Source organism: Streptomyces sp. KR55 (assembly GCF_052245645.1).
Taxonomy (GTDB): Bacteria; Actinomycetota; Actinomycetes; order Streptomycetales; family Streptomycetaceae; genus Streptomyces; species Streptomyces flavusporus.
Window position 1 is genome coordinate 1 of the sequence record NZ_JBQQCE010000348.1, and the last position, 10721, is coordinate 10721.

At 69.7% G+C, this 10721-nt stretch carries 9 protein-coding genes and 1 pseudogene; 8 read left to right on the forward strand and 2 right to left on the reverse strand.

Translation table 11 applies throughout. From position 1 onward, the window contains the following. The 3 genes and pseudogenes from ACTWQJ_RS36745 to ACTWQJ_RS36755 form a co-directional block, all read left to right on the forward strand. Window positions 1-185 (forward strand): annotated as a pseudogene (locus ACTWQJ_RS36745) (ABC transporter ATP-binding protein); the annotation flags it as partial. Continuing rightward, window positions 182-2698, forward strand: coding sequence for an FtsX-like permease family protein (locus ACTWQJ_RS36750; protein ID WP_443310790.1), 2517 nt, complete (start codon window positions 182-184; stop codon window positions 2696-2698). The pseudogene ACTWQJ_RS36745 and the gene ACTWQJ_RS36750, both read left to right, overlap by 4 nt. 4 nt (window positions 2699-2702) lie before the next feature. Continuing rightward, window positions 2703-2915: a hypothetical protein gene (locus ACTWQJ_RS36755; RefSeq protein WP_443310791.1), complete on the forward strand. Its 213-nt coding sequence runs from the start codon at window positions 2703-2705 to the stop codon at window positions 2913-2915. 58 nt (window positions 2916-2973) lie between these two features. On the opposite strand, the gene ACTWQJ_RS36760 is transcribed toward ACTWQJ_RS36755, so the two are convergent. Further along, window positions 2974-3807: a transposase family protein gene (locus tag ACTWQJ_RS36760; RefSeq protein ID WP_443310792.1), complete on the reverse strand. Its 834-nt coding sequence runs from the start codon at window positions 3805-3807 to the stop codon at window positions 2974-2976. A gap of 66 nt (window positions 3808-3873) precedes the next feature. Beyond that, window positions 3874-4341 carry a hypothetical protein gene (locus ACTWQJ_RS36765; protein ID WP_443310793.1) on the reverse strand — a complete coding sequence of 156 codons (468 nt, stop codon included), beginning with the start codon at window positions 4339-4341 and terminating at the stop codon, window positions 3874-3876. 404 nt (window positions 4342-4745) lie between these two features. Here ACTWQJ_RS36765 and ACTWQJ_RS36770 point away from each other — a divergent pair, with 404 nt between their 5' ends. The 5 genes from ACTWQJ_RS36770 to ACTWQJ_RS36790 all read left to right on the forward strand — a co-directional run bounded on the left by ACTWQJ_RS36770 (window position 4746) and on the right by ACTWQJ_RS36790 (window position 10607). Then, entirely contained in the window at window positions 4746-5363 is a 618-nt protein-coding gene (locus ACTWQJ_RS36770) for a TOPRIM nucleotidyl transferase/hydrolase domain-containing protein (RefSeq protein WP_443310794.1), read from the forward strand. A 453-nt stretch (window positions 5364-5816) separates the two neighbouring features. Then, window positions 5817-6515, forward strand: a complete 699-nt coding sequence (locus ACTWQJ_RS36775; RefSeq protein WP_443310795.1) for a TnsA-like heteromeric transposase endonuclease subunit — start codon at window positions 5817-5819, stop codon at window positions 6513-6515. After that, a complete protein-coding gene (locus tag ACTWQJ_RS36780; protein ID WP_443310796.1) occupies window positions 6512-8662 on the forward strand; it encodes a helix-turn-helix domain-containing protein in 2151 nt (716 codons plus the stop codon). Before ACTWQJ_RS36775 ends, ACTWQJ_RS36780 begins: the two co-directional genes overlap by 4 nt. Further along, a complete protein-coding gene (locus tag ACTWQJ_RS36785) occupies window positions 8659-9774 on the forward strand; it encodes an AAA family ATPase (RefSeq protein WP_443310797.1) in 1116 nt (371 codons plus the stop codon). Before ACTWQJ_RS36780 ends, ACTWQJ_RS36785 begins: the two co-directional genes overlap by 4 nt. Next, the gene (locus ACTWQJ_RS36790) at window positions 9771-10607 is read left to right on the forward strand and encodes a TniQ family protein (RefSeq protein WP_443310798.1); all 837 of its coding nucleotides are present in this window, start codon (window positions 9771-9773) and stop codon (window positions 10605-10607) included. The genes ACTWQJ_RS36785 and ACTWQJ_RS36790 overlap by 4 nt, the downstream gene beginning before the upstream one ends. Window positions 10608-10721 lie beyond the last annotated feature (114 nt).

Below are 10721 nucleotides of genomic sequence, written 5' to 3' on the forward strand. Positions count from 1 at the left end.
CCCTCGGCGCCACCGTCGTCATGGTCACCCACGACCCGGCCGCGGCCGCCTGGGCCGACCGCGTGCAGTTCCTCGCCGACGGCACCTTCGCCGGCGGCCTGGAGCGCGGTTCGGCGGAGCAGATCGCGGCGCGGATGGCGATGCTTGCCGGCCGTACGGGCGCGATGGCCGGGGCCGCGGCATGAGGAGCTTCACCCCGAACGGCCTCGCTCGCGCGGCCGTACGCTTCAAACCCGCGTCGTTCGCGGGCACGTTCGTCGCGCTGATGATGTCGGCGCTGATCGTCGCGGCCTGCGGCATCCTGCTGGAGACAGGCGCCCGCGCCTCGGTGCCGGCGGAGCGGTACGCGAAGGCGCCGGTTGTCGCGGCTGCCGACCAGTCCGCGCGACTCGTCACCGGTAGCATCGACGGCCCCTCGGAAACCGCGTACCCGCTGCCGGACACCGCCCGCGTGGACGCGGGGCTCGCGGCGAAGGCCGCCCGGTCGCCGGGCGCCGAGGCCGCGGTGCCGGACTTCACCTTCCCGGTGCGGCAGGGCGACGGGGCGCTCACCGGCCACGGCTGGGGCTCGCACGCCTTCACCGGTACCGCGCTGTCCGCGGGCGCCGCGCCGCGCGCGGGCGAGGTCGTGCTCGACGCCGCCGCGGCCCGTACCGCGAAGGCCGATGTCGGCGACACCGTCCCGCTCGAAACGGCCGCCGGCCGCGCTGACTTCCGGGTGTCCGGGCTGGCCAAGGCAGGGACGGGTGACACCGCAGCGGCGGGCGCGGCGGTCGGCGGCAAGGCCACGGCCTGGTTCGCCGACGCCGAGGCACCCGCGCTGGCCGGGCACCCCGGCAAGGCCGACGCCATCGCCGTGCTGGCCGCGGACGGCGCCGACACCAACGCCCTCGCCGCCGCCGTCGAGAAGTCCCTCGCCGGCTCCGGCGCGCAGGTGCACACCGGTGACGGCCGCGGCGAAGTCGAGGACCAGGGCCTGGCGTACGCCAAGGAGACGCTCACCGGACTCGGCGGCTCTTTCGGCGGGATCGCCACCCTGGTCGCCGTCTTCACCGCGGCCGGCACGGTCGCCCTGTCCGTCGGCCAGCGCATCCGCGAGTTCGCGCTGCTGCGCGCTGTCGGCGCCACCCCGCGGCAGATCCGCCGCGCGGTCGCCGCCGAGGCGCTGCTTGTTGCGCCGCTCGCCGGGCTGGTCGGGTGCCTGCCGGGGATCGCGCTGGCGAGCTGGTGGTTCGGGCAGCTGAAGGACCGCAGGGCCATCCCGGAGGCGGTCGATCTGCACCTCTCGTGGATCCCGCTGCTTGTCGCCGTCGGGACCGGGGTGCTCACGGCGCTCGGCGCCGGCTGGATGGCCGGGCGCAGGCCTGCGAAGATCAAGCCGGGGCAGGCACTCACCGAAGCCTCGGTAGAGCGGCTGCGGCCGGGCATCGTCCGTACCGTCCTCGGGCTGGGCGCCCTCGGCGGCGGCGCGGTTCTCGCCGGCGTCGCCGCCTCCGCCGCCGGTGACGACGCGGCCAACGCCTCCCTCGGCGTCGTCATGCTCTTCATGCTCGCCGTCGCCCTGCTCGGCCCGCTGGTGGCCCGGCTGTGCGCAGCGCTCTTCGGCCTGCTGCTGCGCGGCGGCGGCGCCACGGCGTCGCTGGCCGCCGCCAACTCCCGTACCAACGCCCGCCGGTTGGCCTCCGCGATCACCCCGATCGCGCTGGCGATGGCCTTCGCCTCGACGCTCGTCTTTATGCACACGAGCGAGAGCCAGGTCGCCGCGGAACAGCTCCGCGAGGGCATCACGGCGGACCACGTCGTCACGGACCCGGCGGGCCTGCCCGCTGGCGCCGCCGACCGGGCCGCCCGCGCTCCCGGCGTCGATGCGGCCGTGAGCCTGCTCGACACGCAGGTGCTGGTGCCCGTCGACTCCGGCGGCGAGGCGTCGCTGCAGGGGTCGGCGACCCAGGGCATCTCGGGCTCCGGCGCCCAGCTCGCCAAGGTGCAGGACCTGGACGTACGCAGCGGCAGCCTGGACCGCGTGGGTCCGGGCCGTATCGCCATCGACAAAACCCTCGCCACCTCGGCGAAGGTCAAGGTTGGCGACAAGCTGCCGCTCTACCTCCCCGACGGCACCGAGGCCCGCCCGGAAGTCGTCGCGGTCTACGGCCGCGGCCTGGGCTTGGCGGCGGTGACCATGGACCGCGCGTCCCTGGCCGGCCACGTCACGTCGGGCTTCGACAGCACGCTGCTGGTACGCGGCGGCGACGCCAAGCCGCTCGCCGCACTCGGCAAGGTCACCGACGCCTCGGGCTACGCCGTCGAGCAGAACGTGGACCGCGAACTCGGCGCCTGGGCCAACTACACGATGGCTGCCGTCCTTGGCGGCTTCGCCGCCATCGCCGCCGTCAACACCCTGGTGATGACGGTCCTGGACCGCCGCCGCGAACTGGCCACGCTCCGCCTCGTCGGCTCCACCCGCCGCCAGGTGCTGCGCATGCTCCGCTGGGAGGGCCTGCTGGTATCGGTAGCGGGCGTTGCCCTGGGCACAACCATGGCTATGATCACGCTGACCCCAATGATGCGCGGCCTGACGGGCGAGTCCCCACACGTACCCCCGCTGCTATACGCCACATTCGCCGCAACCGCGGTATCCCTCGGCCTCCTCGCCGTAACCCTCCCGGCCCGCGCGGCACTGCGCGACCGGGAGGCCTGAGATCATGATGTGTAACCGGCGCTTCGTGCCGGGAGATCGAGTGCGGCCGCGAGGGGAAACGGATCATCCCGAGGACCCGGTCGGTACGGTGCTGACCCGGGTCGCCACGGGGGAGCTCCTTGTCGATTTCCCACTCGCCGGCGGCGAGATGTACCTGGACGAAGAGCTCGACCTGAGCGGCGTTCATCCTGAAGATGCAGTGACAGCTCTGGCGTGAGTGGTTGAGGTCGTGCTTGTGCTGGTCGTAGGGGCCTGTCTGGCGTGGAGATCGTCTGTCAGCGGGCAATCTCGCGCTGGTTGAGGATCATCAGCGCGCGTACGAGTCGGGCGGCCCAGCGCACGTCGAGGCGGAGCTTGGTCAGCACCCGCCAGTTCTTCAGGTGGGCGAACGCGTGCTCGCACACGGCCCGCTCTGCGGCGATCAGCTGGTTGACCTGCTTTTTGGCGGGCGGGAGCTTCTTGCCCTTCGGTTTCTTGTAGCCGGTGATGATCGCCGGGTCGCCGAGGTTGTTGTCCAGGCCGACGAAGCCGAGGTCGGTGATCGCGGCGAGACCGGCCTCGCGTAGTCGGCCGGGAAGGTCATCGTGGCGGCACGCGGTGATTTCCGAGCCGCGGGCCGGCCGGGCCGTGGAGGTCCACAGCAGCCGGCCCTTGCAGTCGGTCAGGGCGATGACCAGGAGTCCATGGCGTTTGTGCTTCGCTGACCAGCGGCGTTTGATGTCGTGGCCGGTGCGGTGCTGGGTGGGTATCAGCGATCCGTCGAGCAGCACGACGCTGCCACCCTCACGGGCGATTTTCGCCAGCACCCGCTCCAGCCGCGGTGCTCGTGCGGCCAGCAGCTCGATCATCTCCTTCAGCCACCGGTCCACGGTGGTGCGGGAGATACTGTTGCCGTCGGCGAGGTCGGCCAGGCGCTGGTCATGCCTCAGCGCGGCCAGCACGATCATCGCGATCCTTCCGGTCGGCAGCTTCCGCCGGCGTGAGCGGATCTTCTTCAGGCGGGCGCCGAGAAGCCCGGTCGGACAGCGCAGGGTCTGCGTGGACAGCGGCAGCCGGCACTGGTGGACAAGCTCGGTGTGGTCCCCGGCCGGGGCGAGTGTTGTAGGCATACCTCCTCAACCCGAGCCGGGGACCGCCTGGTTACGGCCGTCGGGGCGGGACAATCACGGCGGGCGTCACGGCCGGACGGTGAAGGTGCCGTTCGGCAGCTTGTGCAGCCAGCCCCGCCCGGCCAGCTTCCCGCGCAGCGGTTCCAGCCGGCCCGGCACCGAGGCGTCGATCCCAAGCTCGGCGCCGACGTCCTTGACCATCGCCGGCCCGCCCGCGGCCTTCACGATGCCGAGCATCCGCTGGTAGTCGGCGGGTAGCGCGGACACGTCCGGTGCATCGCTGCAGTGCGGCACCTTCAGCACCGACCGGCCCGCAACCTGCACCTGCTGCCCTGTCCCGACATCCTGCCCGGCGGCGGCTTCGGCCTCCTGCTCGTACAGACGCCGCAAAACCCGCTCCGCGACCGCGAGTTCCTCGCGCTCGGCGTCCACCTCGGCCGGCTGTTTGGCCAGTGACTCGGCAAGCTGGTCCAGCTCAGCGAGGCGAGCTGCGATCTTCTCCAGCGACGACAGGGTTCCCCTCCCGAACAGCACGACACCCCCTGCCCGGGATCGTAGGAGCCCCTTCGTCCACGACACCGCCGAAGCGGGAAACCCCATCCGCGACACGTCAGATGATCTACGTTTCAGCCTCCCGCCCCCGACCAGCGCGAGAACACCAACCGGCGCTCACGCCAAAACCACTGACCAGCAGAAATCAGGGTGTGCACCTCTCTCTGATCACGGGTTCCTCGGTCAGCGGTATCTGGCCGCGTTGTCGGAGATAGTTGGCCACTCCACCATCGGAAGCCCGAGGCTCCGTCGGCTCAGTGCCGCAAGTGATGGGGTGGTGGATTATCAGGATGATGGCTGCTCAGGTGACGAGGGCGCCGGGCATGTCGAGCAGGGCCGTCGAATATTCCGTGCCGTGCTGGTCGCTGGACGTGCAGACTCGTTCCATGGTGGACATGTGGGCGTTCCGGGACGCAGTCAGCCGCTGGGCGGCCGGCGGTCCCGGCGGACCGGCGAGTGATCTGGCTGTGCAGCTGGGGCTGCGGACGGCGGTGCTGCTGGAAGGACTGAGTGATCTCGCGGCCGTCGAGGCGCTGGCCGCACGGCGTGGCCGGGACCTGGCCGCAGAAGGGGTGGGCGTCGTGGCGATGGGTGGGGCGATGAGCGTCGGCCGTTACGCCGGTCTTCTCGGGCCGCCCGGTCTTGGCCTGCGCCTGAGCGGACTGTGCGACGAGGGCGAGCAGCGCTTCTACGACCGCGGCTGGAAGCGGGCCCGGGCGCCGCATCGGGGCTTCTTCGTGTGCGTGGCGGACCTGGAGGACGAGCTCATCCGCGCGCTGGGCACGGCGCGGGTCGAGGAGATCATCCGGGCCGAGGGCGACCTGCGTGCCTGGCAGACCTTCCTGCGCCAGCCCGCGCACCACGGTCGGCCCCGGCAGCAGCAGCTGCGGCGCTTCCTCGGCACGAAGAAGGGCCGCAAGATCCGCTACGGCCGTCTCCTGGTGGAATCCCTCGACCCCGAACAGGTGCCGGCTCCGCTCGACGACCTCCTCACGAGCCTGTGACCGACGCACGAAAACGCAGTCACAGCCGCTTCGGGTGCTTGCGACTTTTCTGCGTAGGTGACACTTGGTCGCGATGATTGACGCCCAAGGGCAATGGGTGGTCCTGCGTCGATGCGCGCTACGGCGAGCAGTGCCCGGTTGTGGGCAACTTGACGGAGGCGGGCCGGAAGACGAACCGACGGGTGGATGTCTCCCTCCCGCGCTCGGAGAGCTGGCAATCTGTCGAAGCGAGGAAGCCGCCGTGTAGGGTCTCAAAACTCGCTGCATAATCTCAGCGAGAACTGCACGGCGGCGGCACTTATGCCGCCGCCGTGAGACTCGCAGGTCGGAGCGTCACCCATTCGGGCGGCGATAACAGTGATCCATCCCGCCGCGTTCGCTGCCCTGGCACCGTGGCTGCACAGGAAGTTGATGTGTGGCTGGGGGTGTGTGGTGGGGGAATTCGCTGCGTCTGTGAGTGTCCGCCCCGAGGGGCGTGCGGCGATGGAGGACCGGGCCTGGAGCGAGGTGTCCGTCGAGCTCTTGGCATCGGCGGTGCCTTGGCGAACATTCCGCTGGTTCAAGGGGCAGAAGCACTACTCGGGTATCTACTGGTCGGCGACGGCGAACGACCACGTGATCTACGAGTCGCGGCTGGAGTTGGCGCGTCTCCTCTTCGCCGATTTCGATCCTTCCGTACGCCACATCGTGGCCCAGCCGTTCTTGCTGAGGGCGGATCTGGAGGGGAAGGTGCGCAAGCACATTCCGGACTACTTGCTGATCACCGGGCAGGGGCCCGTAGTGGTGGACGTCAAGCCGCTGCACCGCGTCTCCAAGCCCGAGGTGGCCTTCACCTTCGACTGGACCCGCAGGACGGTGGAGTCGCGCGGCTGGCAGTACGAGGTCTGGAGCGAGCCGCCACCGGCGAAGCTGGAGAGCATCCGGTTTCTGGCCGGCTATCGCCGGTCCTGGCTGTTCTGCACCGATCTCCTGGACGAGCTGCGTGGCGCCGATCTTGACGGTGTTCCGCTGGGGCAGATCGCGAGCCGGGTTTCGGAGTACGCCGAACCGCAAGTGCGGGCTGCTGTCCACCATTTGCTCTGGACCCATGAGCTCCTCGTAGATCTCGATCGCCCGCTCGACCCGTCGCGGGTGTGTCGGAGGTCGGCATGAGCGGCGCTGGAGCGAGGGTCGGGGTCGGTACGCGGTTCCGCTACGACGGAGAGACCGTCGAGGTGGTGCAGATGGCTGCTACCACGGCAGGCAATGAAGTGGTCCTGAAAGACGGCCAGGGGCGGCTGCTGCGACTGTCGCTCGCGGAGCTGCTGTTCTCCGACCGGGCGGCCGTCATTCCGGATGGGCCGGGGCCGTCGGCCGACGACGACGTAGAGATCGCGTCCGTGCTGCTGGGACAGCTGGGGGCGACGGAGCGGGCGAGGCTCCTGGAGCGGGCCGAACACGTGCGGGAGGTCATCACAGGCTTCCGGTCGGGCAGTTCGGAGCTTGCGAGGGACGGCGAGCCCCGCCAGGAATACGACCCAGAACTGTCCCGGGAGACCCGGTACGCGGCGAAGGCGGCCGAGTTGGGGGTGTCTCTTCGTACGGTGAAGCAGTGGGTCGCAGACTTCCGCAGTCATGGCGAGGCCGGTCTGGCACCGAAGAAGGGGCTGGCCCGCAGGTCGCAGGTGAAGGCGGACGAGCGGTGGGTGGAAACCGCATTGGAGGTGATGGTCGAGCACACCGGGGAGTCGAAACCATCGCGGACGATGGTGATCGAGCGGACTCGGGCCCGGGTGATCGCGCGGTTCGGGGCGGATGTGGTGAAGCTGCCGAGCCGGGCGACGGCGTTTCGGCTGCTTGAGGATCTGGAGCGGCAACATCCGCTGTTCCGGCTGAGTGCGAAGAGGAACCGGGACATCGCGGATCGCCCGGACGGGGTGTACGGGAAGCTGCGGCCGACGCGGCCGGGCGAGTACCTGGTGATGGACTCCACGCGGCTGGACGTGTTCGCCTTCGATCCGGTCACGCTGCGGTGGCTGCAAGCTGAGCTTTCGGTCGGTATGGACTGGTACACCCGCTGCATCACCGGGATTCGGATCACGCCGGTCTCTACGAAGGCGGTTGATGTCAGCGCGGTGCTCTATCAATCGTTCCGCCCTCGTCCGGCGGGGCGTGACTGGCCGCGGCACGCGGTCTGGCCCGAGCACGGCATTCCCCGGACGGTCCTGGTGGACGTCGAGGCGGTCGAGGGGCCGGGGTTCGCCTCGCCGCCGCTGGTGCCGGAGACGCTGGTGGTCGACCACGGCAAGGTGTACGTCTCGGAGCATCTCACCAGTGTCTGCCGCCGGTTGGGTGTGTCGGTGCAGCCTGCGAGGCTGCGGACGGGCCGGGACAAGGGGCCCGTGGAGCGGTATTTCCGGACCCTGCGGGAGGGGCTGCTGCAGGCCCTGCCGGGCTACAAGGGACCGGACATCCACTCGCGGGGCGAAAACCCAGAGGACGACGCGTTCTTCTTCCTCGACGAGCTGGAGGAGATCGTCCGGGAGTGGACCGCGACGGTGTATCACTGCCGGCCGCATGCGGGGCTGGTGGATCCCGGAGTGCCGGGGCTAAGGCTGTCGCCTGCCGCGATGTTCGAGCACGGCATGGCCAGGGCCGGGTACATCGAGGTGCCCCGGGACAGGGACCTGGCCTTCGAGTTCCTGCGGACCGAGTGGCGCACGATCCAGCACTACGGCGTCGAGATCGGTCGGCGCCGCTACAACGGGCCCGCGCTCAATCCGTACCGCAATGCCAAGAGCCCTCACCGGGGCCCGGCCGAGGGCAGTTGGCCCTTCCAGGTGGACCCCGACGACATCACCCGGATCTTCTTCCGTGATCCGGCCGATCGCCGCTGGCACCCGCTGCTCTGGGAGCACGCGCCGTCGGCCGATATGCCACTGAGCGAGGACGCGCTGGCTTTCGCCCGGAAGCTGGCGGCGGCGAAGTACCGCTACCCCGATGACCGGCTGGCCGTCGCCGATCTGCTGGAGCGCTGGAACCTCGGCCTGGGAACCTCGATCGTCGAGCGGCGAATGGCGCTGCGGCTGTCGCGGGAACAGGCCGGCATCGAGCTGCCGGAGACCGGAGGCGAGACGGAATCGGTCGCCTCACTGCCCTCCGTACGCAAGGCACTGGGCCAGGAGGAGGGACTGTCGGAGCCAGCCGGAGCGGAGCCGGAACCGGAGGCCGTGGCCGAAGGCGGCGATGACGACGACGTCGATCTGGAAGACCTCACCGACGAGGACGACTTCTACGCCGATGCCCTGGAGGACGTGTGAGCCGTGTTGCCGGACTGTCGAACCTGGGCAACTTGGCTCTGTCGAAGAAGGAGGACTTCAAGGCGTTCGCCGACGCACCCCGGCGACAACAGCCCGAGCTGCTGACCCGGAAGCAACTCAAGGAGCTCGGCGCGCAGGCGCGGGCCGAGTACGACCGGTCGCGACGGGAATGGCATGCCAACCTCGGGCCGATCAAGACCCCGCAGCTGGTCGAGCTGCACGAGGATCTGTGGGACATCACCGACAGCAACTTGCAGGACGGCGACAAGGCCAAGGGGGCGGTGGCCGTCGACACCTTTCCCGGGCTGGGCAAGACCACGTCGGTCCTGGCCTTCCTGCGCGAGTTCCACCGCAGAGAGATTGCCGAGAAGGGCGAGTTCACCGACCAGGGCCACGAGCGGTGGCCGGTCTGCCGGGTGGGACTGACCGGCAACACCGGCATGAAGGACCTCAACCGGGCCATGCTGGAGTTCTTCGAGCATCCCGGACGGTCCCGGGGCACCACTGTCCAACTCGGTCGGCGGGCCCTGGACTGCATGCTGTCCTGCGAGGTCCGCGTCCTTGCCCTCGATGACCTGCACTTCCTGAAGTGGGGCAGAACGAGCGGCATCGAGGTCAGCAACCATCTGAAGTGGATCGCCAACGAGTTTCCCGTGACCCTGCTGATGGTCGGCGTCGGACTGGCCGACAAGGGCCTGTTCAGCGAGGGATCCGCAGCGGGGGACACCGCGCTGGCCCAGACCGGACGCCGTACGACCCGGCTGGACATGCGGCCCTTCACGATCACGAACGAGGCCGGGCGACGGGAGTGGAACCAGATGCTCCTGGCACTGGAACAGCGCATCGTCCTGGCGGACAAGTACCCCGGGATGCTCGCGCACGATTTGTCGGACTACCTCTTCTCCCGCAGCACCGGCCACATCGGCTCCCTCATGACACTGATCAACCGTGGCTGCCAGCGGACTGTCCGCAGCGGCAGCGAGCGCCTGGACAAGGACCTGCTCGACCGCGTGAAGAACGACGAGGCGTCCGAGAACGCCCGCCGCGAACTCGAAGCCGCCCTGGAAGCCCGCCGACTGACCAGCCGCCCCCGATCACGCCAGTCCGCATGAGGACTACTCCGGGGACGTTTCCCATCAGGCTGAAGGCGCTGCCGGGTGAGGCTCTCGATTCCTGGCTCGAGGCATTCGCGCACCGCCTGCACACGCCCCTCGGCGACGTTCTCAACGATCTTGGACTGCTCGCGCTCGAAGATGGACTCGCGGTCGGCAGTAGCTCGACCGAGATGCTGACCAGGCGCCTCAGCCCTGTAATAGCCGCGTCCATAGCCCAGGCGACGGGCACGCCCGTCGCAGCCCTGCACGCGATGACCCTGGCCCACTACGACCAGCGGATCCTGGACCTCGACCCCCGCTCCGGCCTGCCCCAAAGCGCGACGCGCTGGGGGAAGAGCACCGGCGCACGTTTCTGCACGGACTGTCTGGCCGAGTCGGGTGGCCGCTGGCAGCTGGCCTGGCGACTGGGCTGGTCGTTCGCCTGCGTCAGGCACAATCGGCTGCTGGCCGACCACTGCCCGCAGTGCCGAAGCCGACAGCGAACGCGAGCTCCGGCCACCCGCGAGATCCCGCATCCTGGGCATTGCCCGAACACCTCGTCAGCGGACGGCACCGGTCCCGGCCGACGGCGCTGCGACGCCGATCTTGCCCAAGCGGCCACCCCGCTCCTCGACGCCGATCATCCCGTGCTGGACGCACAACGGCTCGTTTACGCGATGACCGACTCCGGCACCGCAGCGTTCGGCCTCTACGCCGACCATCCGCAATCCGTACTCGGAGCCCTCGCTGACCTGCGAGCGCTCGTCGGGGAGATCCTCCTCCACGCTCCCCGCCAATCCCTGGCCGATCGCCTTCCCGCGGACCTCCCCATCAGTACCAATGCCGCGTAGTTAGCGTGTGACGCGATCCGTCAAATCGGGGGAGGTCCAGCCTTGTTCGAGCATGTACGTGCCTCTGCCGACCTTGCGGATCAGCCCCTCGGCCGTCCAGCGCGTCATCGATGC